Source organism: Natrarchaeobaculum sulfurireducens (assembly GCF_003430825.1).
Lineage (GTDB): Archaea > Halobacteriota > Halobacteria > Halobacteriales > Natrialbaceae > Natrarchaeobaculum > Natrarchaeobaculum sulfurireducens.
Genome location: NZ_CP024047.1, coordinates 819858 through 843028 on the forward strand (window position 1 = coordinate 819858; position 23171 = coordinate 843028).

Annotated in this window: 20 protein-coding genes and 1 pseudogene; 10 read left to right on the plus strand and 11 right to left on the minus strand. The window is 60.8% G+C overall.

All coding sequences use genetic code 11. The features are described 5' to 3' along the window. Window positions 1–39: 39 nt before the first annotated feature. The 3 genes from msrB to AArc1_RS05225 all read right to left on the minus strand — a co-directional run bounded on the left by msrB (window position 40) and on the right by AArc1_RS05225 (window position 1457). The gene (gene msrB / locus AArc1_RS05220) at window positions 40–447 is read right to left on the minus strand and encodes a peptide-methionine (R)-S-oxide reductase MsrB (RefSeq protein WP_117363375.1); all 408 of its coding nucleotides are present in this window, start codon (window positions 445–447) and stop codon (window positions 40–42) included. Window positions 448–613: 166 nt separating this feature from the next. Further along, window positions 614–775, minus strand: a complete 162-nt coding sequence (locus tag AArc1_RS18930) for a hypothetical protein (protein ID WP_186336649.1) — start codon at window positions 773–775, stop codon at window positions 614–616. A gap of 100 nt (window positions 776–875) precedes the next feature. Continuing rightward, window positions 876–1457 (minus strand): HTH domain-containing protein, encoded by a 582-nt coding sequence (locus AArc1_RS05225; RefSeq protein WP_133412322.1) that lies wholly within the window; start codon window positions 1455–1457, stop codon window positions 876–878. Between the two features lie 254 nt (window positions 1458–1711). On the opposite strand from AArc1_RS05225, the gene AArc1_RS05230 reads away from it, so the two are divergent. Next, the gene (locus AArc1_RS05230) at window positions 1712–2938 is read left to right on the plus strand and encodes an ornithine cyclodeaminase (protein WP_117365786.1); all 1227 of its coding nucleotides are present in this window, start codon (window positions 1712–1714) and stop codon (window positions 2936–2938) included. Window positions 2939–3013: 75 nt separating this feature from the next. Here AArc1_RS05230 and AArc1_RS05235 read toward each other — a convergent pair. After that, window positions 3014–3139, minus strand: a pseudogene (locus AArc1_RS05235) (short chain dehydrogenase); the annotation flags it as partial. A gap of 222 nt (window positions 3140–3361) precedes the next feature. Here AArc1_RS05235 and AArc1_RS05240 point away from each other — a divergent pair. The 3 genes from AArc1_RS05240 to AArc1_RS05250 all read left to right on the plus strand — a co-directional run bounded on the left by AArc1_RS05240 (window position 3362) and on the right by AArc1_RS05250 (window position 6642). Continuing rightward, complete coding sequence (locus tag AArc1_RS05240) at window positions 3362–4996, plus strand: bacterio-opsin activator domain-containing protein (RefSeq protein ID WP_117363377.1); 1635 nt, start codon at window positions 3362–3364, stop codon at window positions 4994–4996. Window positions 4997–5154: 158 nt separating this feature from the next. After that, on the plus strand, window positions 5155–6105 hold the full coding sequence (locus tag AArc1_RS05245) for a phytoene/squalene synthase family protein (RefSeq protein ID WP_117363378.1): 951 nt from the start codon (window positions 5155–5157) through the stop codon (window positions 6103–6105). A gap of 102 nt (window positions 6106–6207) precedes the next feature. Then, the gene (locus tag AArc1_RS05250) at window positions 6208–6642 is read left to right on the plus strand and encodes a universal stress protein (RefSeq protein WP_117363379.1); all 435 of its coding nucleotides are present in this window, start codon (window positions 6208–6210) and stop codon (window positions 6640–6642) included. 16 nt (window positions 6643–6658) lie between these two features. On the opposite strand, the gene cruF is transcribed toward AArc1_RS05250, so the two are convergent. From cruF to AArc1_RS05265, 3 genes are read right to left on the minus strand one after another with little or no spacing between them, the layout of a single operon-like run. After that, window positions 6659–7573 carry a bisanhydrobacterioruberin hydratase gene (gene cruF, locus AArc1_RS05255; RefSeq protein ID WP_117363380.1) on the minus strand — a complete coding sequence of 305 codons (915 nt, stop codon included), beginning with the start codon at window positions 7571–7573 and terminating at the stop codon, window positions 6659–6661. Further along, window positions 7566–8426 carry a prenyltransferase gene (locus tag AArc1_RS05260; protein WP_117363381.1) on the minus strand — a complete coding sequence of 287 codons (861 nt, stop codon included), beginning with the start codon at window positions 8424–8426 and terminating at the stop codon, window positions 7566–7568. Before AArc1_RS05260 ends, cruF begins: the two co-directional genes overlap by 8 nt. Continuing rightward, on the minus strand, window positions 8423–9904 hold the full coding sequence (locus tag AArc1_RS05265) for a phytoene desaturase family protein (RefSeq protein ID WP_117363382.1): 1482 nt from the start codon (window positions 9902–9904) through the stop codon (window positions 8423–8425). Before AArc1_RS05265 ends, AArc1_RS05260 begins: the two co-directional genes overlap by 4 nt. A gap of 232 nt (window positions 9905–10136) precedes the next feature. Between AArc1_RS05265 and AArc1_RS05270 the strand changes: the two genes are divergently transcribed. Together AArc1_RS05270 and AArc1_RS05275 are read left to right on the plus strand one after the other, a co-directional pair. Next, the gene (locus AArc1_RS05270; RefSeq protein WP_117363383.1) at window positions 10137–10835 is read left to right on the plus strand and encodes an SDR family NAD(P)-dependent oxidoreductase; all 699 of its coding nucleotides are present in this window, start codon (window positions 10137–10139) and stop codon (window positions 10833–10835) included. Window positions 10836–11324: 489 nt separating this feature from the next. Further along, the gene (locus AArc1_RS05275) at window positions 11325–14042 is read left to right on the plus strand and encodes a YegP family protein (protein ID WP_117363384.1); all 2718 of its coding nucleotides are present in this window, start codon (window positions 11325–11327) and stop codon (window positions 14040–14042) included. A 52-nt stretch (window positions 14043–14094) separates the two neighbouring features. Here the strand turns inward: AArc1_RS05275 and aglF are convergent, their stop codons facing one another. Both aglF and AArc1_RS05285 read right to left on the minus strand, forming a co-directional pair. After that, window positions 14095–14826: a UTP--glucose-1-phosphate uridylyltransferase AglF gene (gene aglF / locus AArc1_RS05280; RefSeq protein ID WP_117363385.1), complete on the minus strand. Its 732-nt coding sequence runs from the start codon at window positions 14824–14826 to the stop codon at window positions 14095–14097. A gap of 216 nt (window positions 14827–15042) precedes the next feature. Next, window positions 15043–15390 carry a hypothetical protein gene (locus AArc1_RS05285; RefSeq protein ID WP_117363386.1) on the minus strand — a complete coding sequence of 116 codons (348 nt, stop codon included), beginning with the start codon at window positions 15388–15390 and terminating at the stop codon, window positions 15043–15045. Between the two features lie 228 nt (window positions 15391–15618). Between AArc1_RS05285 and AArc1_RS05290 the strand changes: the two genes are divergently transcribed. Then, complete coding sequence (locus tag AArc1_RS05290) at window positions 15619–15879, plus strand: MarR family transcriptional regulator (RefSeq protein ID WP_186336651.1); 261 nt, start codon at window positions 15619–15621, stop codon at window positions 15877–15879. Between the two features lie 39 nt (window positions 15880–15918). Here the strand turns inward: AArc1_RS05290 and AArc1_RS05295 are convergent, their stop codons facing one another. Both AArc1_RS05295 and AArc1_RS18435 read right to left on the minus strand, forming a co-directional pair. After that, the gene (locus AArc1_RS05295) at window positions 15919–17355 is read right to left on the minus strand and encodes an oligosaccharide flippase family protein (protein ID WP_117363387.1); all 1437 of its coding nucleotides are present in this window, start codon (window positions 17353–17355) and stop codon (window positions 15919–15921) included. Between the two features lie 63 nt (window positions 17356–17418). Next, entirely contained in the window at window positions 17419–18243 is an 825-nt protein-coding gene (locus AArc1_RS18435) for a hypothetical protein (RefSeq protein WP_133412323.1), read from the minus strand. Window positions 18244–18645: 402 nt separating this feature from the next. On the opposite strand from AArc1_RS18435, the gene AArc1_RS05305 reads away from it, so the two are divergent. From AArc1_RS05305 to AArc1_RS05315, 3 genes are all read left to right on the plus strand, one after another. Then, window positions 18646–19470 (plus strand): IS5 family transposase, encoded by an 825-nt coding sequence (locus tag AArc1_RS05305; RefSeq protein ID WP_117363389.1) that lies wholly within the window; start codon window positions 18646–18648, stop codon window positions 19468–19470. 1491 nt (window positions 19471–20961) lie between these two features. Then, entirely contained in the window at window positions 20962–22188 is a 1227-nt protein-coding gene (locus AArc1_RS05310; protein ID WP_117363390.1) for a glycosyltransferase family 61 protein, read from the plus strand. Window positions 22189–22259: 71 nt separating this feature from the next. Beyond that, on the plus strand, window positions 22260–23162 hold the full coding sequence (locus tag AArc1_RS05315; RefSeq protein WP_117363391.1) for a glycosyltransferase: 903 nt from the start codon (window positions 22260–22262) through the stop codon (window positions 23160–23162). The last annotated feature ends 9 nt before the right edge of the window (window positions 23163–23171 follow it).

The window sequence follows — 23171 nt, forward strand, 5'->3', positions numbered from 1 at the left end:
GTGCCAACTACGCCAGCGGTCGCTGTCGCTTTTCGCTCGTTACTCGTCGTCGAACTCGAGCGCCACGGAGTTGATGCAGTACCGTTTTCCCGTCGGCTGTGGCCCGTCGTCGAAGACGTGGCCGAGGTGGCCACCGCAGTTCCCACAGCACACCTCGGTGCGGCGCATGCCGTGGCTGGTGTCGAGGTGCGTCTCGATCCGGTCGTCGTCGACGTCGTAGAAACTCGGCCACCCACAGCCCGACTCGAACTTCGTGTCCGAGTCGAACAGGGTCGCCCCACAGCCGGCACAGCTGTAGCTGCCGTCGTCTTCGTGATCGACGTACTCGCCGCTGAACGGTGGTTCGGTTCCTGCTTCGCGGAGGACCCGATACGCTTCGTCCTCGAGTCGTTCTCGCCACTCGGCGTCAGTCTCGGGGAGGTCGTGGTCCTCGGAGTGCTGTGACATGGTTCCATCTAGGAGCGTGAAGACCAAGAGTCTATCCAGGCGTGTACTCGAGACTGGATCGACCTCGAGGTGTTCGTTCGCTCGGCACGCTCGAGGCTGGAGTCGACCCGGACGTGTCTGTCCACCGGAACGAAGAACGTGGCAGGACTGTCGGTCACCGAGTCGTCTAACGGTGTGTCATGACGTCCGTACTCTCACAGTTCGGACACTGGGTCATCCGACCCAGTTTCGGGACCTCGATCCTGATCCACTCGTCTCCGCCGCCGGGTGCTTCGAAGCCGCAGTTGCGACACCGTGACAGGTTGGCAGTGGCTGAGTCGCTGGCCATACGAATGCGTACGACGTCGTGTTGTATATAAGTTAACACGCCACGCTCGTCGAGGCTGTCGACCGAAATGGGGAATACGCCGAGCGCGTGACTCGAGGAGTCAGTACGGCCCGGGCGAGTGTGGTTCTACGTGGGGGTCCGGTTCGGTCGGCCTCGACCGGACCCGCCTGGAGATCGAGTCGTCTCGGCGATCGTCGGGATCACCGTCGAACCGGACGAGCCGATCGCGGCGACTGTCCGCACGCAGCGTGTCGAACCGGTCGAAGACGTCGATCGTGCGGTCATCGTCACGACAGGGGGCAACGTGGACGAGACCGCGTTCGTCGAACTCGGCGAGTGCGACCGTCGGTAGTCGGTAGACATCGTGGCGCTCTCCCGTGATCGTCGACTCGACCTGTCGCCGTCGGAAAAACGGCTCGAGGTCGCGATCGGTTCGGCCAGCCCACTCCTCGAACGCCGTGAGGCGGCGTTCGATCTTCCGGATCTGGGGAACGCGTTCTGACAGGGTTTCGAGTTCGATCTCCGCTCCCCAGCCGTCGACCGAGACGGACTCGACCGTGCCGGTCGCCTCGAGGCGTGCGACCTGCTCGAGTGCCCGCTCTCTTGTCGGGCCCGTCGCGGTCGGTGCGAACGACCGAACCCAGAGTTCGATCGTCCGCTGGGCTGTGTGGCTGTCCTGCACGGTGATCTCCAAGGAGAATATCCACGATGATGTACAAAAGTGTTGCCCGTCGAATCAGAATTCGTGAGCCAGGGGTTCGATCCGTCTGCTTGCTGTTTCGCACGAACTGCCCTGATGAACATCGAGCAACGAAACGGCCCCGAGTGAAGACACTCTCGTTGCTCGAAGGGAGGATGGCCGGACTCGTTGTTCGAGGGCGGGCCGATCGGCCGAAGACGCACACATTGACGATTCCCCGGCACAAAGAGCGTTCGATGACAGTTTCGCGAACCGTCGAACTCGAGGGGCACATCATCGACTCAGGGATGATGGGCACCTGTTTCGGCCTCGTGATGGACATGGGCGGCGAGTTCGAAGTCGAGGAGTTCGAAGTCGGTCGCACCAAACACGCCGAGACGTACTGTCGAATGCGGGTCACCGCCGACACCGAGGAGGACCTTCGGGCGATCCTCCACGAACTCAATCAACAGGGGGCGACCGTCACGGACCCACGCGACGCGACGCTCGAGGCCGCACCGGAAGACGGCGTCGTCCCGGTTGACTTCTACTCGACGACGAACCATCCGACGGTCGTCCGCGTCGACGGCGAGTGGCTCCCGGTCGAGGACGTCGAGATGGACTGTGCGCTCGTCGTCGACCGCTCGGGCGAGACACCACGAGTCCACACCACAGTCCTCAACGCGATCGAAGCGGGTGACCTGGTCGTCACCGGCGACACCGGCATCCGGGTCGACCCGCCCGAGCGCCCGCGAAACGGCACCGGCTCGTTCGGCTTCATGCAAGGCGGCGTCTCGAGCGAGCGCCCGTCCGCGTCACTGATCGAAGAGATCGCCGACGAGATGCGTGCGGCCAACGAGGACGACGGGACCGTCCTCGCGGTCTGTGGGCCGGCGATCGTCCACTCCGGCGGTCGAAACGCCCTCGCAGACCTCGTTCGGACGGGCTACGTCGACGCACTCAGCGCGGGTAACGGCTTCGCCGTCCACGACTTGGAGCGAGACCTCTACGGAACCTCACTCGGCGTCGACACCGAGTCACTCGAGCACCCACGGAAGGGCCACAAACACCACATCTACACGATCAGCGAGATCGTCCGTCTCGGCGGGATCGAGGCGGCCGTTTCCGAAGGCGTCGTTTCCGAGGGCGTCATGTTCGAGTGTGTCGAAAACGATGTCCCATACGTTCTCGCGGGCTCGATCCGCGACGACGGCCCGCTGCCGGATACGATCACCGACGCGATCGAGGCCCAGGACGCCATCCGCGAGCAAGCCCAGGATGCCGACCTCGTGCTCATGCTCTCGACGTTGCTTCACTCCGTCGCCGTCGGCAACTGCCTGCCCTCGACGACGAAAACCGTCTGCGTCGATATCAATCCCGCCACCGTCACGCAGCTGCTCGATCGCGGCAGCGCCCAGGCCATCGGCCTCGTTACCGACATCGGCACGTTCCTGCCGATGCTCAGAGACGAACTGCTCGAGTAGTCCGGGCTACCGGATTTCCTCCTCGAGTAGTCCGCTCTGAAAAACCGATCGCGTCGCTTACTGGATCGAGTAGCTGCCGTCGACGTCGACGTCCGTGACGACGACCTGTGCGCTTTCGCTTGCGAATCGCGTCGCTGTCGCTCGTCCGATACCCGAACCACCGCCGCTAACGATGGCTCTGCCATCTGCAATGCCGTTCACGAGTGGTCACCTAACTCGAAAGACTCGTGCGAGCAAAATGCGTGTGGTCACAAGAATCACGGAAAACACTTTCACTGGGAGGTCGCCAGCGTGATGGTGGCGACCGCGTCGAATCGGCCGTGTGAGGACTGGACATCCCCCCGAAACTGTCCGATCGTTTTACTCGGTCGGCGTCTCGCTCGTCCGGTTTCGTTATGTCGCTCAATGACGTAGGTGGCGCCGATGGGTAGCCGGAACGACCTCGCAGCGGCGACGCTCGAGACGCTTCCCGTGACGGTAGCCGTCATCGACGATGACGGCGAGATCCTCCTGACGAACCGGGCCTGGCGCGAGTTTGGATCGGACGAACAGTCAACCGACCACGTCGGCGTCAACTACGTCGCGACGGCTGTGATGTTCGAAGACGACGACGAGTACGCCCGACAGGCAGTCGAGGGCCTCGAGTCCGTGCTCGAGGGCGAACAGGAGACGTTCGTGATGGAGTATCCCTGTCACACGCCCACGCGTCGGCAGTGGTTCATGATGCGGGCGAACCGGTTTACCGTCGACGACGACGTTCGCGTCTCGGTCGTCCACCTCGAGATCACCGAGCGAAAGCTGGCGGAACTCGCCGCCGAGGAGTCTGCCGAGCGAATGCGCGACGAACACCGGGCGCTCGAGCACGTTCTAGAGCGAATCGACGGACTCGTCCGCGACGTCACCGATGCCGCCGTCGGCGCGGGAACGCGCGAGGAGATCGAACGCCGCGTCTGTTCGCGCCTCGCAGCGACCGAGCCGTACGTCCTCGCGTGGGTCGGTCGGGTCGACGTGACGAACCAGCGCGTCTCGCCGCGTGAGTGGGCCAGCACCGGCGACGTCCCGCTCGAAGACGGCGACCTCGTTCTCGGTACCGACGAAACCCACCCAGCCGTGAGAGCGCTCGAGGCCGGCGAACCGTACGTCGTCCAGGATCTCTCGTCGTTTCGCGACGCCGACAACTGGTGGCCAGTCGGGGCCGAATCCGACTATCAGTCTGTCGCCGCGTTACCGCTTTCGTACGGTGACGTCACGTACGGCGTCCTCGTGTTGTTCGCGGCCGACGCCGGCGCGTTTTCGGATCGCGAACTGCTGGTGCTCGAGTCGCTCGCCGGAACGATCGCGACCGCGATGAACGCGATCGAGAGCCGGCGGATGCTGACGACCGAGTCCGTCGTCGAACTCGAGTTGGCGATCGAGGACTCGTCGCTGTTCGTGACCGCCCTCGCCGAGGCCCTCGAGGCGACGGTCACCTATCGCGGTCTCGCTTACGACGACGGAACGCCGCTCGCGTTCTTTTATGTCGATCGAACCGGGGCAGTCACCGAACCGGCAGTCGAACTCGAGGGTGTCGCCGACGCCACGACGCTCGTGACCTACGAGGACGGCACGCTGCTCGAACTCGAACTAGTCGACAGTATCGTGACGACGCTCGTCGAACACGGCACCGTCGTTCGGCGGTTCGACGTCACCGACGGCATCGCCGACCTCGCGCTCGATCTCGCCAACGGCCAGTCCGCCCGATCGGTGTACGACTTACTCGAGCGCCACTACGACCGGGTCGAACTGATCAGCTACCACGAGAGCGAACAGCCGACGCGAACCCCACAGGACCTGATCGCGACGCTCGAGCAGACCCTCACGGACCGCCAGCAGATGGCCCTTCAGAAGGCGTACGTGGCCGACTACTTCGAGTGGCCTCGAAACGTCTCCGGTGAGGAACTGGCCGAGTCGATGGACATCTCGCGGTCGACGTTCCACCAGCACCTCCGGACGGCCCAGCGAAAGTTGCTCGAGGAACTGTACGAGGGCGATACGGCGATCGGTCGTCACTCGGAGTGAGTCTCGTCGTTGCTTCGGATGCCGTCCGACCGAGTCCATATTGTCTTTCTTTACGATACCTTTCGAATGAACACCCCACTAGTGAGGGGATGGTATTTTATAGCAATCTGTCGTAACACTAGCACCCCGCCAGCCTCGGGTTAAACACGAGACCGAGAATGCAACAGGAACACATCGACGCCGGCAAGGAAATTCAGAAGCAGACCGGGAAGACGTTCTACCTCGCGACGCGCTTTCTTCCCAAACGAGTGCGTCACGCGACGCACGTCCTGTATGGCTTTTTCCGGATCGCCGACGAGGTCGTCGACGACGCTGCGGACGCCCCGCCAGCGACCCAGCGCGCCGAACTCGAGTCGCTTCGGGCGCAGGCACTCGGCGAGGTCGACCCCGACGAGCCCGTCCTCGAAGCCTTTCAGGAGCTTCGCGACCGCTACGGGATCGACGACTCGGAAGTCGAGGAGTTTATCGACGCCATGGCGACCGATATCACGACCAGCCGCTATGAGACGTACGCCGACCTCGAATCGTATATGCGTGGGTCGGCGGCTGCCGTCGGCGTGATGATGACCGCGATCATGGAACCCGAGATGGAGGAGACGGCTCTCCCCCACGCCATCAAACTCGGTGAGGCGTTCCAGTTGACGAACTTCCTGCGGGACGTCCGCGAGGATATCGTCGACCGCGACCGAATCTATCTCCCCCAGGAGACCCTACGGAGCCACGGCGTCTCGAACGAGCAGATCGAACGCCTCGAGTACTCGGAGTCGTTCGCTGCGGCGATGGCCGAGGAACTCAAGCGAGCGGAAACGCTTTACCGCGAGGGCGTCGCCGGCATCCGGTACCTTCCTGAAGACTGCCAACTGCCGGTGTTACTCGCTTCCGTGTTGTACGCCGAACACCACGCGGTGATCCGGGCGAACGAGTACGATGTCCTCACACGAGAGCCGTCGCTGTCGACGACGCGCAAGCTCTGGTGCCTGGCGAAGACCCGCTGGCACTGGCACTGGAGTCGTGACCCCGAAGCCGTCTTCCAGCGCGTCTCGGCGGTCCCCACGCTCGAGCCCGACACCCGAGGCCCCGGCCACGGTGGCCGCGTTCCGACGCGCTGAGTTCGTCCCGGCACCCGGTCGATTCAGCCTCGAACGCACCGGTAAGCCGATCGAAAGGCGCCGCCGACAGTATATTTATGCCGGTCTACCGTATCGGCTAGTATGAACTCTCACGTTCTCGTTCCGATCGACGACTCCGAGTGTTCGACGCGAGCGCTCGAGTTCGCCCTCGAGGAGTACCCCGATGCCCGTATTACGGCCATGCACGTCATCGACCCGAGCGACGTCTATCGGGCCACCGGCATCGAGAGCGGTTCGATGGCCAACTACGAACAGATCCGCAAGAATCACGAAGCGAACGCCGAAGGGTTACTCGAGTCTGCCCGGCGGACGGCCGACGACGCCGGCGTCGAGATCGAGACCGACCACGTCCTCGGGGGTGTCTCCCGGACGATCCTCGAGTACGTCGAGGACCACGACGTCGACCACGTCATCGTCGGGAGCCACGGTCGAACCGGTGCTGGACGTATCCTCATGGGCAGCGTCGCCGAACGGATCGCCCGGCGCTCGTCGGTGCCGGTGACGATCGTCCGCTGACCGGCTCGCTTCTCGTTCAGTTCCCGGAACCGTCTCCACCGACTGCCGAGTAGCCGGGCAGCGCCGTCCGGACCATCTCGAGGTCGTATCGGTCCGTGCTGAACAGGCCCGCACAGAAGAGGCCGGCGACGCCGGCGGCGAGCCAGTTGCCATAGAGGAGGTTGATCATCCCCCACAGGAGCACGAAGCTCACCAGGTCGTCGAGGACGAACTCACACTCACGGACCCGTTCTAGCAGGTCAGCGCGGTCGAACGCGAGGTCGACGAGCACGACGGCGACGGTGCCGGAAATGACCCAGCCGACGTAGTTCGAGATGGGCACGCCGTAGAAAACCCCTGGCGGGTCGAACGCCCAGAAGCCGACGGCGACAGCGGCCGGATCGAGAACGACGTCGACGGCAACGACGGCGGCGATCGCGACGGGAATCCTGACGATCGCCCGTCGCGTCCACGAGCCGAACACGAGTAGCGTGAGCAGATAGGCGTTCACCACCAGCGGGATAAAAAATAGCGGCAGCGCCAGTGGAACCTCGCCCAGCAACATCGGCCCGAGTGAGATTGTGTACTCGAAGGCACCGTATGGCCAGTCGGTTCGCACGCCGACGATCTCGATCGCATAGGTGTAGGCCGTCAGGGCGCCGAGACAGCCAAGCGCCCACCAACCGATCTTCGGAAGTAAGCCGACGATCAGCGGGGAGCGCATCACGAACGTCCCGAAGAGAATCAACAGTGGATTGTACTCGAGCGGCTCCGGGAGCAGCCCCTCGGCGCTCGCAACCAGCGTCACCGCACCGATAAACGGGAAGACGACGGCGATCGTAAACCGGTTCTCTCTGATTACCCCCTCGAGCCGCCGCTGAAGGCTGGCTCGATCCTCGAGGAGGCTCCCGTTCGACGACTCTCGCGTTCCGACATCCACGTCCTCATCCATGCACGATCACCCAAAGGGCACCCAGCGTCAAGATGGTCCCGACGGCGGTATTGATCGCCGGAAACCACCAGTAGGCCCGATCGACGCCGACGCTCGAGCCGGCGATAATTCCCACGAGCAGCGGGTAGACCGCCATCACCGCACCAAGTCTGACGTCGACCGCACCGAAGGCGAGCGCGGCCAGGAGCCAGCAACAGCCACAGTAGGCATACGTTCGACGCTCGCCCAGGACGGTTGCCGTCGTCCGGATCCCCGCGTTTCGGTCGGGCTCGAGGTCGGGGATCGCCGAAAAGGTGTGCATCCCCATCGCCCACAGCCAGCCGCCGACGATCGCGAGGATGGGCGGTTGGCTTCCCGCGACGGCGACGTAGGCCGCGATGCCTGGGGCGACGTAGAGGCCGTTCGAGACCGAATCGAACAGTGGCGTAGTTTTGAATCGGACCGGCGGCGCGCTGTAGGCCGCTCCCAGGACGAGGAAGACGCCGATCCAGACAAGCGCCCCCGTCGGCACGAGGGGGACAAGCGCCAGCGCCAGGGCCGCACAGCCGGCGACGACGACCGGTACCCAGCGCTGGCCGCCGTATCGTGTCTCTTTCGACGCCTTTTTCGGGTTTTCGACGTCGATCTCCCGGTCGAAGACGTCGTTGATCCCATACAGGAAGACGTTCGCTGGGAGGAGGAAGTACGCAAACAGGGCTACCGCCGCCGGCGCGAACAGTTCACTCTGGGTTTCGGCAGCGTAAGCGACGCCCACGACGACTGGTCCCGCGAGATAAAACCAAAACCGCGGCCTCGAGAGCACCACGAGGTACTGGAGCCGGTCGATGACACCGTCGTTCGTCGCCACCGTCATCCGTGGTCTTCGACGAGCTTTTCTGCGGTCAGTTGGCCGCTGATGAGACACATTGGCATCCCGATCCCGGGCGTCGTGTCACCGCCGACGAAGTAGAGTCCATCGACTTCTTTCGACCGGTGTGGCGGCCGGAACAGCGCCGTCTGGCGCAACGTGTGCGCTAGCCCGAGTGCGGTCCCCTGGTAGCTGTTGTACCGACTGGCGAAGTCCTCGACGCAGAACCGCTCTTCGAGGACGATTCGCTCGCGAAGGTCCTCGCCGGTGTGGTCGGCCAGGTCCTCGAGTACCAGGTCGCGGTACTCCTCGCGGCGTTCGGGGGTGTCCTCGAGGCCGGGTGCGATCGGAACGAGGACGAACAGGGCGCTGTGGCCTTCGGGGGCGACATCGTCGTCCGTTTCGGAGGAGACACAGACGTAGTAGGCTGGGTCGTCCGGCCACTGTGGGTCGTCGAATATCTGTTCGAAGTGGTCGTCCCAGTCGGTCGGGAGCACGAGCGTGTGGTGGGCCAGTTCGGGAACGTCACCCTCGACGCCGAGGTAGAGCAAGAACGCGGAGGGGGCGTACGTCCGCTTCTCCCAGTAGTCGGCGTCGTAGCCGCGGCGTTCGGGTGCGAGGAGCTCCTGTTCGGTGTGGGCGTAATCGGCGTTGCTGACCACCAGGTCCGGGCGCAGGGGACCGTCGGGCGTCTCGAGCAAGAACGCCCCCTCGCGACCCTTGATCGCGCTGACGGGGCGATCCGTCTCGTACTCGACGCCGAGTTCCGAGCCGAGTTCAACGATGCCGTCGACGACGCTGCCGATCCCACCCTCGGGGTACCAGACGCCGAGGTTGAAGTCGACGTGGCTCATCAGGTTGTACAGCGCCGGCGTGTTTTTGGGCGAGCCACCCAGGAAGACCAGCGTGTACTGCATGATCTGCTGGAGCTTCGGGTGTTCGAAGTAGTCCTCGACGTGCCCCTGCATCGACCCCAGCAACGAGAGCCCGCGGGCCTGGCGGGCGACGTCGAGGGTCATGTAGTCGCGAAGTCGGGAGCGGTCCTCGTAGACGAAGTGTTCCATCCCTACTTCGTAGTTCTCGCGGGACTTCTCGAGGTAGCGCTCTAACGTCTCGCCAGCGCCCGCTTCGTACTCCTCGAAGATCTCTTTGGTCCGCTCGAGGTCGGGCGTGACATCCACCCGGTCGTCGTCCTTGAAGAAGATTCGATAGTGGGGGTCGAGATGCGTGAGTTCGTAATAGTCACTCGGCGTTCGGTCGAAGTGACCGAAAAACCGCTCGAAGACATCAGGCATCAGATACCACGACGGCCCCATGTCGAACCGAAAGCCATCGCGCGCCAGGCGGCTGGCTCGACCGCCGAGCTGTTCGTTCTTCTCAACGACAGTAACGTCCGCCCCTGCGTCGGCGAGATAGCAGGCCGTCGAGAGTCCACCAATTCCGCCACCGATCACGACGACCGACTCGCCGGCCAGCGATTGCATACCTAAATGTCACCGGTGGGACGGACATAAAGATAGCTCACACGTAGGTAGGGAGACCAGTCATCGATCGTGATAGTCGGGCTCAGCCACCGAGGTGGATTATTCACGTCAGATGTGGCTCCGTCAGCGGCCCCCGTCAGCCCAGGCGGTTCGTCGACTCGAACGGCCCTCTGACATCAGTCGTTGCATACGTTGGGGATAGCTTCCTGTAACCACTGACTGTAGGTGATGTATGGACGAACACACTGTCGTCGTCACCGGTGGTACCCGCGGGATCGGTCGCGCTGTCGCCGAGGCGTTCGCCGCCGAGGGATCGACGGTCGTCGTCGGCGCTCGAGACGCTGACGCGATCGACGCCGTCGTCTCCGACCTCGAGGAGCGCGGTGCAACTGCGGCGGGCATCCGTACCGACGTCCGGGACGAACTCGACGTCGAACGACTGCTCGAAGTGGCCTCGAAAACGGGCGACTCGAGCGGCGTCGACGTCGTCGTCGCGGCTGCAGGCGTCTACCACGGGCCGCCCGGCGAGACGGCCACCGACGACGAACCCTACGCCGCATTCGACGATCACTGGCAGACCAACGTCCGCGGCGTCTTCGCAACGATTCGTGAGTCGTTGGCCCACCTGACCGAAGACGCTCGCGTGTTGGTCCCAAGCGGCGCGGTCGCTCGGAAAGCAAAACCCGGCTATGGCTCCTACGCGGTCTCGAAAGCCGCCGCCGAAGCCGTCGTCCGCGGATTTGCCACTGACACCGACTACGTCGTCGGCGTCGTCGATCCGGGAATCGTCGCGACCGACCTTACCGGCGGACAGGGACGGGACCCCGACTCGGCCGCAGACCTGTTCCGCTGGGCGGCCCTCGAGGCCGACCCCGACGAACTGGATGGGCAGGTAGTCGATCTTCGGACCTGGAAACGCGCTACCGCGTGATCGTGTCTTTCATTTGAACACTACCTCTCGGGTGGAAATCGTCTCTCGATCCGCTCGAGTAGTGAAACCACCACGAAAGCCCCTGCCGGTATCCGGTCGATGCGCTCGCTGCGCGCGCTCTCTCCGTTCGCGTGCTTGCATCGCCCGTCTTCCCGGATACCGCCAGCCCCTTTCAGTCCCACCCTGCGGTGGCCTGTCAAACCAGCCGACACGGGTGGGACTGAAAGGGGCTGGCTCGCTCGGCGAACGAGACGACGGAAGCACCGCAGGACGATGTCCGAGGAGCGCACCGAGTCGCAGTCGTCGAGCGAGCCAGGGGCTTTCGTGGTATTACAACCGTTCAACCGAAACGGGCCGACGATCTGAACCGTCCAACTGTACGACGAAGCTGGTAGCCACTCGAGAGCCGGCGACTGCCCCACTCTCGTCCGAGACCGTCCCGTAAGCGCTCCATTATTATGGGCTGGCCGGCGGTTCGGACTGCTACGCATGGCTTGCTCGAGCGTCGGATACGGATCGTCGGTCGCCGTCGCAGGGATCCTCGAGCACGCGGCGACGGCGTCGGCGGGCACGCTCTCCTGGGTCAGCTGGAGCGAGCGAGGCCTCGAACTCCACCCCGTCGTCTCCGCCCTGCTCGGCCTCGCGGTCCTCGGCATCGTGTACTCGCTGGTGCGCTTTCTGCGCTCACAGCACGAGCCTGCCGGGGACGATGCGTCGCCGATCCTCGAGACGGCGGACGAGGGCGGCCACGTCGACGTTCGGCAGGTCGACGGCGACTGGGCGTGGCGGGTTCGTCGCCTCGAGACGGTTGCTCAGAGCGTGGACCGGCCGAACTCACAGGCGGAGGCGACGGACCGAATCGAGTCGCTCCGGGACGTCGTGGCCGACGCCAGCGTTCGCGAACTCTCGGAGCCGGCGGTTCGGCTCTTCGAGACGGAGGACGGCACCTGGCGGTGGACGCTGGCCCGGCCGGACGGGACGATCCTCGCCGACGCGCCCCAAGCGTTCGACGACCGCGAGGAAGCCGAGTCGGCGGTCGCGTTCCTGACGACTCGCGGGCCGGACGCCGACGCGCTCGAGGTCGGGACAGGCGCGTTCACGGTCGTTCGCCGCGGGGGCCGGTGGCACTGGCGGCTGCTCGACGCGAAACGGGACCCGCTCGCCGAGAGCGCCGCGGGCTATCCAAACCCCGAACGAGCCGATGCAGCCATCGATCGTTTTCTCGAGGCGCTCGAGTCCGCACGTGTCCTCTGCGTCGATCACGTCGGCGTCGAACTCCACGCGGACGACGAGTGGGGGTGGCGACTCGTCGACGAAGACGACGAGGTTCTAGTCGACTCCGTCGGCGGATTCGAGGACCGACACGGGGCCGAAGACGAGGCTGACGCGGTCCGCGAGGCGCTCGCGACGGCGGACGTGACGGTCGCCGGCGAGCCCACCTACGAACGGTTTCCGGTGGAGTCGGGCGACGGCGGACGTTGGCGACTGGTCGACGACACCGGCCGAATCGTCGCCCACTCGCCGGACGGCTCCCCGAGCGACGAACCGACGCGAGGGATCGACTCCTTCGCCGACACCGTCGGCGAGGCGCCCGTGCTCGAGGCCGAAGAGGCAGCCTACGAGGTCTTCCCAGCGATGGACGTTGGTGATGTGTCCCCGACCGACTCCGCCGAATTCACGGAGTCCGCCGTCGTTCGGACCGACGGGGAGGGGGCCGACGCCTCACCGGACGAATCGCGAGACGGGGACCAGAACGAGGACAACTCGAGTGGACCGCGCGACGGAAGCGACTCGAGTGAGGCGACTGACTCGAGCGGGGCGACCGACGATCGCCGCGAGTGGGGGTGGCGGCTCGTCAGCGAGGATCGGACGGTCCTCGCTTTGGGGATCGGCCTCGTTTCGGATCCGGACGCGGCTGAAGTGGCTATCGACCGCGTCCGCGAGCGGGCCGCAGCGGCCGAGATCGTCGTACCCGAAGAGGCGGCGTTCCGACTGTACCGGACCGACTCCGGCGAGTGGCGCTGGCGGTTGCTCGACGAGAACGGCAGCCTGCTGGCCGACAGCGACGCGGCACACGACTCCCGTGGCGAGGCCGCCGAAGCCATGTTGACGCTGACCGACAGGGCGACCGGCGCGGACGTGGTCGAGGTCGACGCCCCCGCATTCGAACTGTACGCTGACGAGACGGAGGACGAGGCCGGCTGGCGCTGGCGGCTCGTCGACGACGCGGGGAAACACCTCGCGCTGGGCTCGAGGGCGCATCCGACGACGGCGGGGGCCCAGGAGGCCGTCGAACGGGTGTGTAAGGATCTCGAGGCATCCGTCCACTGCGTCGAGCGTCCGTTCGTCCAGCCCTACGCGACCGACGTGTGGCACTGGCGGTACGTCTTCCCCGGCGGCGAGGTCGTTGCAGTCGACGGCGACGGCTACGCGACCCGAGACGAACTGCTCGACCATCTCGAAGAACTCCGCGCGGTCGCCGGTGACGCACCGGTGACTGACGTGGGCGACTACTTCCTCCAGCTGTACGACCGCGGCGCGTGGCACGTTCGCGTCCTCGAGCGCGACCGCGAGCCGGTGGCCGACTCGAGCGTCCCGTTTCTCGACCAAGAGTCAGCTCGGGACGTCGTCGATACCATCCGGGAGCACGTGACGGATGCGCCCGTGTTCACCGTCGACGGGACGGCCCTCAGACTCGAGTGCGACGACGGCGACTGGGACTGGAGGTTGGTCACTGCTGGCCGCAAACCGGTCGCTGCCGGTATCGATGGAGTAGAGAGTGAGGGGGCAGTCCGGGAAGTCGTCGACGAGGTGCGACGACTCGCGCCGCTGGCCGATCGGATCGACCGTACAGGTGCGTCGTTCGTCCTCGAGGAGACCGACGACGGAGGGTGGCGCTGGCGGCTGCTCGCCGCGGATGGTCGGGTCGTCGCGACCCCGGCCGACGAAGTTGCATCACCCGACGAGGCACGGGAGGCCCTCGAGACGGTTCGGTCGGCACTCGAGGACACGACCGTGCTGACGCTCGAGGCCACGACGTTCGAACTGTACGTCGACGACGGAGACTGGCGCTGGCGGCTGGTCGACGACCACGACGCGACCGTCCTCGAGAGCGTGCGGCCGTTCGAGGGACGAACAGAAGCGATGGCGGGGCTCGAGGAGGTTCGGCGGATCGTCCCCGAGGGGGAGCTTTCGATCGTAGACTGATGGACGGCTGGGTTGCCCTCGGAACCGGGCTCCGAGACGGCAGCTTCAGCAGTTAGTCCGATACCGGTTCGGCCGGTTCCGCTAACCGCTCTTCGGCACGATCGCGGTCCTCGGGGTAGCCGACGTCGATACGCCAGCCGTCCATCCGGATGGCGTCGATCGTTCGCCCGGACTGGATGAGGAGGTCGATCGCGTCGGGGAGTTCGTACTCACCACGATCGGATGGCTGGACGAGGTGGCAGGCGTGGAAGATCGCCGGCGTGAAGGTGTAAAAGCCGGTCATCACGAGATTGGATGGCGGGTCGTCGGGTTTCTCCATCACTTCGACGATCTCGCCGTACTCGTTGGTGTCGAGGACGCCGTAGCGCGAGGCCTCCTCCCAGGGAACCTCCTCGACGAGGAACGCGGCGTCAGCGCGGTCTTCCCGCTGGCGGTTGATCACGTCGCCGAGGTTGCCGCGGAAGACGTTATCCCCGAGCATGAGCACGAAGTCGTCGTCGACGTACGGCTCGGCCTGCAAGATCGCGTGGGCGAGTCCCAGTTGTTCGCGCTGGTGGGTGTACGTTATGGGGACCCCGTCGTACTCGTCGCCGTAGCGTTCGATGATCTGCTCTTTCTGATAGCCCACGACGACGATCAACTCGGTGACGCCGATCTCGAGGAGGTTGTCGAAGACGTCCTCGAGGAGGGGTTTGCCGTTGACCTCGACGAGCACCTTCGGCTTGTCTTCGGTGAGCGGCCGGAGGCGGGTGCCCTTGCCCGCGGCCAGGACGACTGCTTGCATGTCTTGATTGGTTCCGGTGGGTCGACATATACTTTGTGAGCGACCAATGGTCGCTGGCGGACGATCTGCTGCGTTCTCGCTATACGTTCGAGATCACCCCCTCGAAAGGCGTTCTAGATGCCAGTAAGCCAGATTCCCGTCTGACAGCATGTGCTCGAAGCTGTCGGAAACTCGACTCAACGCGGCCCAAGGTCCTCAGGCCGACGACAGCGCCTGTCAGCCCGGCGGTTCGTCCCGACTCTGCTCACTGCAGTCAGTGACGGGGCCGAGCACGGATCTCGAGCCGACGCCACGGCGGACGACCATTGGGACCTCGATATCCGCATCCTCCGGGAGCGCCCGTCGAACGCTTTCGACTTCCGCGCGAACCTCTCGAACGTGCCTGACGACGGTGCGGGCCGTTTCGGGCTCGAGATCCGCATCGTTCGTAACGTCCTCGAGCACCGACGCCGCGAGCTGGTCGATCGCCTCGAGGTGGGCGTGGCGGGTCAGACAGTGGTCAGGATGGTCGTCTCGAGGGTGGTCGTTCAGTCGGTTGGGGTTTCGTGAATCTCTTTCTGGCATCGCTCTATCAGTTGCAATGTGGACGTCGACGCAGCTTTGAGCCGAATCTACGGGTTCGACTTCTCTTCAGTTGTGGGTACGTCCACGTAGTCTCTCTTCAGCAGACCTATTGGGCTCTCAACTATTAACTCTAACTACGAACGTGGTTTTACAGATACAACATACGTAGTTGCGCAGCTCACGGATAGTGCTCCTTTTTCAGTCTCCGTCTCGCGCTATCCCGACAGGATGGTCGAGCGGGTCCCGTGGATGAAGCCAGTCGACTACGAGATTCTCCTCTTTCTCGACGATCACGACATCCAAATTTCACCGAAGGTCCTTTCCGCGAATATCGATTACGACCGACAGTACGTGAGCAAACGATGCGGTGTCCTGACCGACGTCGATCTCCTCGAGTCCGACGGCAGCGGGCTCTACCAACTCACAGATACTGGGCGTGCCTACCTCGCGGGTAACCTCGAGGTCACTGATCTCGAGCCGGACAGGTAAGCGAACGATGTCTTTTCGAACACATTGGCAGTCGTCGTTCTAGATTAGCGGAACGTCGAACGGCAGATTCCGCGAGACTGTGGTTCGAAAGGTACTCGAGATCCCAAGCAGGACGAAAAAGTAGATGAGCGCGCCGAAACCAACGAGCGCGACGACAAACACTTCATTATAGGCGGCGATCGGATGCGGTTCGCCGATCGCTCGAGCGGCGTAGACGACGACGCCCATGAGCAAAGCGGCGAAACACTGCTTCGAAATTTCCCCAAAAGGGATGCTGAACCCAACGTGACGACGAGTGTAGTAGAAGCCGAAAGCGAGACCAATAGCAGCAGAACTGGCCGTGGCGATCGCCGCGCCGACCCAGCCAATGGTGTAAACGAGTGCAACGTTGAGCACGAGGTTTGCCCCGATGAAGACGGCGTTGGCCCGGAACGCGAGGTCTGGTCGGTCAATCGCGTTGAGGGTGTTCAGCAACTGTTTATTATAGGTGTACGCAAGGATCCCCACGAGCAGTATCACCAGCACCTGTGCGCCGATCTCGAAGCCGTCGCCGTAGATGAGCATCAATCGGTCGCCAAGGATTGCTGCGCCGGCGATTCCGGGGATCAAGAATAGTCCTGCATACGAGAGTGCGTCGTTGGTGAGCGTCCGGACCATGTCAATGTCATCGGACGTGGATCTCTTGCTTAACTCGGGAAACAGCGTGGTTTGGATTGCACTCCCAAAGATGTCGAGGAACTTCGCGAGCGTGTAGGCGACCGCGTAGATACCAGTGAGGCCTGCAGAAACGAAGAGTCCGAGCACAATGATGTCCATGTCACTGAACGTTTTCTTTCGCATGCTCCCAAGCCAGGAGAACTTCGCGAAGTCGAACAGACTGACGACGTGTCGCCACCGTGGCCGGGCAAACGTCGGTCTAACGATGAGTAGTCCAATCGTGGCAATTACAGCGGTCCCGACGGCATGGCCGAGGAGCATCCCCGAAAGCTCCCACCCCAGGTAGACGAGCACGATCATCATGACGCTCCGGGCACCTTGTTTGGCGGTGCTGAGCGGGGCATAGACGTACACTCGATGTGTCCCCTTGAGCGCAGCATTGACCAGCCCGCTGAAGATCGAAACGACCAGCAACAGGACGACGAACTCAGCAACCGGCTGGCCGACGTACGCATTAACCTGTTCTCGGAATACCAAGACGCCGATCGCGACGAGACTTGTGAGTATTGCCTTGATCGTCGTTCCGGCAGCGAGGTATTCGTCCGGCTCTTCGTTTTCGCTCATGCGCTTGACGATCGCCTGCCCGAAACCGACGCTCTTGACGATCCCCAGCCACGAGACGAGCGCGAGTGTGATTGCATAGAAACCATAGATCTCTTCACCCAGCGTTCGTGTGAAGTAAATCGTGGCGAGGAAGCCGAGAAGAGAACCAAGCAGTTTCGAAACGAGGTAGATGACGGAAGTTTGGCCGAGACGCATGAAGAGTCGTATTACGTGAGTAACGGACGGGTGGTTTAAGGATATTCTTACTTGCAACAGGTGCTACTCGTCTCCGAGTACGTCTACCAAATCCGGATGGTCGTGGAGATCTTCCGGAATCTCTTCTCCCCGTCGTGCACGATCCCGTATCGCTTGCCACTCGGCGTGGCGGCGAAACACCTGTACGGGAATTCGGTCAATCTCGAGCACGTTCGCGATCGCGAGCCTGTGTTGGCCACACATGTTCCACAGTAGCTCTCCGTCACGACCGATGTCAACGGCAATCTCGTTGGCGAGTGGGTGCATCGCGTCGTTGAGTCCCTCCCAGGCAGTCTTGGGGGATTCCTCGAGCAGTTGTCGTTGCGATTTATATCCCCCATCGCGAATGTGTTTATATAGTCGGTCAATCTCCGCTCCACGGTCCTCGAGCGTTGACGTATCATATTTGTCGGCGAGGACCGTTTCGTCCCACTCGAGTTCGTCAACGAAGCGCTGTTCAATCGCCCTTGGACGTGTCCGCTGCACGAAATGCTTACTGCGCCTGTCCCATTCACCATCTATGGCCCACCCTCGTCGTCTCGACGCACCACTCGTGTACTCAATCGACGACGGGTCAACGAGGATTCGTTTGTACGGATCCGCATCGGTGTATCTGTGTGGGTACCTTCTGTTGAGCAGCCATACCGTTCGGCGTACTGTTCTCCTAATCAGAATGTATACCACTGTTGCTATCGGGCTTGGTAGGGATCGAACGAGCCGATGTATCTGTAATTTCCAACTCAGATACCTCGTCCCGTAGAGAATGAATCGGTGCAGACCCTCTTGACGAAGCGTTCTCAACGAACGTTTTGCCAGATCTCGGATTCCGGAAATCCCAACGTCCGCCATGTAGAGTTCGTACCTTTACGATCGTATAGTAGTTCCGTAGGCGGCCCGTCGGTAGTCTCATGCAACTTCGAGTATGTCTCCCTGCCCGACGGTCGACAGCGTGGAGATCCGGCGCCAGTGTCGTCGGTCGTACCCGAGATCGGGAGTTCGGTGGTTTTCATTCGTACGAGAGTGCGACTGACTGGACGGCCACACCAGTGTGGTTCGACTCAGCGTTCTTTTGCAGGCGACCCGCGGTAGTTGGATGTGGCTCGAAGGGAATCATGTTCCCATAGCCGACAACCGCCCGCTTGCCGTGGGCCGTGCTCGCTTGAGTGTACTACATTCTGTCGTGTTGAATAGCGATCTAATCCGCTCATATCGCGGAGTAGAAGGACGAAGCCGAGGAAATCGATTCTATCCATGGAAGTCGATCTCCTCGACTTCGTTGAGCAGTGTCGGCACCTAGTCAAACAAGCGTTGGGGAAACACGCGGGCGAGCCCGCCAGCGGCGGGTTCGCCCGCTGGAAACACGTCGTTCTGCACTGTTTTCGTCTCGAAGAAGACCATAGCTACCGCGAAACGCCGAATCGGCTGAAGTATATGGCCGAGATTCGTGACGCACTCGACTTAGATCGAGACGATCTACCGGACTACACCACGATCTACAAATCGTTCGACCGGCTGAAAATGTGGGTGTGGCGGGCGCTGCTGCGCGTTTCAGCGCAGCAGCACCCGCAGTCCGGACATGCAGCACTCGACAGCACGTTCTTCGACCGCCGCTCGGCCTCGTCGTACTATCGCCAGCGGTCGGGAAGTAACGTTCAAACACTGAAAGTGACGACATTAACCGACAGAGAGTCTCTTGCCGTCCTTGACGTACATATTTCGGCCCGGTGGAAACACGATACGAAGACCGGGCCGCAGGTCGTCCGCCGGAACGCGGACGACCTGCTGTCCGTGGCTGCTGACAAAGCGTTCCACAACTGGATCACGAAATACGAGTTCTACGCACTCGGTGTCGAGCCACTCATCTTACAGCGTGGATCGAGACCGTTGACGGTGGGACATAACGCGCTCATCCGGACAAAAGGCTATTCTCAGCGCTGGATGGCCGAGACTTCGTATTCGACAACAAAGCGCTCGCTCGGCGATGCCGTGCGAGCGCTCGGCTGGTATCGACAGTTCCGTGAAATCATCCTCATGTTCGCCATCTCGAACATAGAACCACTCTGTGAGCCGCTGTAACCGTGACTCAGTATCTATTCAACACGGCACTACATTCGGTAACGAATCCGTGAAGCTCATGGCGTGCTGTCAATCGTACGGGTGACCGGGCTGCCGTTGTTTTTGTGCTTGGAGGTGTATCTCACCGATCGAAGATTATTTTGATATCGGATGATCCTACTAATCTTTGAGAGGTCCGAGTGGAATTACGAATTAGATAATGTTTCAATCTTCAAAGAACCATTTTATATTAAAGTCTTTGATGTTCTTCGTCTGATTTATTACTAATTGTGCAAATATGCTGGTGTTGGTTGCCTCGTATGATTGATACTGCTAGTCGTCCTGCCAATCTCACTTACTATTTGAGTAGACACTTTATGTTCTTCAAGGAAAGTTCGTACTTCGGCAGAAGATATTAACTTTCAAATATGTGCTGAAGGTCAGGATGTGTACATAAAGTCGGTTCAACATTCTGTGTATTTGTATTGTTTAACCGCTCTCGAAGTGTTTGCCACAGCTTATGTCGAACACCAACAATAGCAGGAATTTTGTCAATATCGAGTATCTTCGCGATTGAGAGTCGGTGCCATCCGGTACCGTTGAAGACGAGCTGCCCGTCTCGACCAATGTTAACAATCACCTCGTCAGCTATTGCCTCAAAATCTGATTCGCTGGAGACTTCTCGATGGGAACGATATCCATCATGCTTGATACGTTCGTAAAGCACATCTATATCTGAATATCGATCCCCAATGTCCGAGGGAGTTCGACAGCCGTCGAGACATCCTTCTGATTCGATCCGTGAGCGCATATAGTCAAATACGCCTGTTTCTTTCCACGACACTCCGTCAACGAACCGTCGTTTGACTGCCTTGTATTTTGGGTGAGTTTCGAACGATTTTGCTTTTAGGTCCCAATCGCCCCCGCGTATCGCGCCTATATGGTGATATGTACCGAACCGGTCCGTCCACGTGTTCACATCAGCCGGTGAGATCTGAATAACAGCGAGTGGATCAGAATATGCCGAGTATTTTACTTTGTTGAACTTCGATCGAAGGGATACCTGTGACGCTGGATACCTGTACCGAAGAAAGCGAAGTGCCCCTGTAAAAACGGCTGATGGGCCACCTCTATAATAAAGCCGGTAAAGTCGGTGAATTAGTCGTCGCATGGGTCTTGCTCGGAATTCCACGTTAGATTTGGGATGATATAATTCCTGTGAACGCACAAGAGATCACTCTTAGAGAATTGTACACCCGGACGTAACTGAGGGTACCGATCTTATTGTAATGATGTCATATTGGGATTATTTTCAAACTTCAATACCACTATTAGTCTATGTGTTTTCATCTCACCAAAATTGTGGTTGTGGGACCGTGAACTTTAGAACCAAGTTGAATACACCTTTTGATACCGATGTTTTGATTAGAAGAGGACCAGTAGTTATTGGTGTGTCGGCCTCAAGTCAGTTCAGAATACTATTCCAAGTCGTGCTCAAATAACATTTTGTAGATGAACCCAACAAGTGTGGTCGTCAACAGTATACTCCAACTTCAACGCAAATACAGCAATGACGGCATGGTGCCGACACTTGAAGCGGTCAACACTCGAATTTATCGAGATTGGATCTTAAAAAAGGGGATCGTGTCGTCTTGGGTGGATCAACTTGATCCAATCTCGCAGGAAGAACTCGCACTGGCGGAAGACACAGTTCGTTGTTCACCCATTGACGGTCGATACCAGAATGTCATTGTTAAGGATTCAGATACGCCCAATACACCGGACGACGCGTTTCGTCGTGAAGACGTTTCCGAACCTTTTGTGACGAGCTTTTCAGATGGGAGCGTTCTTGGTCCGTCAGGACTCGGCATAGTTGGTGAACGACCAATCGCCGACACGGTAAGTGATCCATGGCATGAACGGCGGCGACTAGAGGTTGCGATTGCATCCGCTGGTGCAACACACGGTATTCGCTCAGCGCGTCGGCGATTGTTTTCTAGGTCCTCATCCACTTGCGGATCTATTTCGGCTTCGTCGACATATGAGGCTGTCACCCCAATCGTTCCGCAGTGGAAGAACTACTTTCATTGGACGGTTGAATGTCTTCTTCGAGTTCGGCCGCTAGAGGCCTATGCCCAGCATACTGGCATCCGTCCAACACTGTTGATACCTGCGTCACCAGCAGACTGGATGATCGAAGGACTAAATGCTGTCGGATGGGCGGGACATACAGCGCGTCTTCGTGAACCGGCCGTCCACGCTTCAACTCTCGTTGTCCCATCTCATCCGGAACCGACACCTGCTGATTGTCAATGGCTTCAAGAAATGTTCGGTGTAGCAGATAAACAGGGTACCGAGCGGATATTCATTTCTAGAAATGATGCAACTCTTCGACGAATAGTGAATGAATCTTCGGTTAAAAATGTACTCACCGAGTACAACATTCGCCCGGTCGTTTTGAGTGATATGACTGTTCATGAACAAGCATCATTATTTGCTCAGGCGAGCCTAATCATTGCACCACATGGTGCAGGTCTAACCAACTGTGTGTTTAGTACTAACGCTACTGTCATCGAACTTTATGGACAAAAAAAAAGTACTACGTTTCAACGCATAGCCGAAGTCAATGGACTCAAGTATCGACGCCTTCGATGCCAGCCACAGCGAGTTGATCTTCGTGTTAATACAAACATGCTAGAAGAAGTAATCAAAGAAACAATTACTTCTTTAGAGCCATAGCTAACAGATGTACTATAATGTAGAATTTAACTTAATACTCACGAATAATCAATTTATTTCGTCGACATAGGATGGTATACTCGAAGGCCGCTATCGTCGTCCCCGTCTACAACGACCCCGATGGTATTCAGACCACCCTCGAGTCCCTCCTCACCCAAACAACCTCCCATCAAATAGTTGTCGTCGATAACGACTCCACCGACCTTACCCCGGACATCGTCCGCTCCTACGAAACAGACCACGACCACCTCACTCTCCTCCACGAGACCGAGCTCCAGTCCTCTTACGCGGCCCGAAACACGGGCATCCGCAACACCGATAGCGACCTCCTCGCGTTCGTCGACGCGGACATGACCGTCCCCGAGGACTGGCTCGAGTCCGCCCTCCACACCTTCCAAACCACAGACGCCGACTACATGGGCTGTAACGTCGAGCTCACCCCCCCAGAGAACCCACCCCTCCCGGCCCGTTACGATCACCACACGGGCTTTCCCGTACAGCAGTACCTCGAGTCCCAGCACTTCGCCCCGACCTGTTGTCTGTTCGTCCGCCGAGCCGTCTTCGAGGACGTGGGGCTGTTCGACCATCGCCTCGAGTCCGGCGGTGACAAGGAGTTCGGCAACCGGGTTCACGACGCCGGATACGACCTCCACTTCGCCGAGGACGTGACGATGTACCACCCGACGAGAAACACCCTCCGTGCACACGCCAAAAAGGATCGTCGCGTCGGCCGCGGGCTCTGTCAGCTGCAACGCTATCACCCCGACCGCTACGGCACACCCGGCGTCCCACCAAGACCCAGCGGCATCAAACGCCCCGAGCGGGATCTTCCAACGAGCGACCGACTCTCCTTCGGTGCACTTTCGAGCACTCTCACCGCCGTTCGCGGACTGGGGTACTACGAGGAGTATCTCACCGGTGATCGGCACGAAGACCTCGAGGACGTTCCCCGACTCGAAAAGTCGGATATCTAAAAATGATGG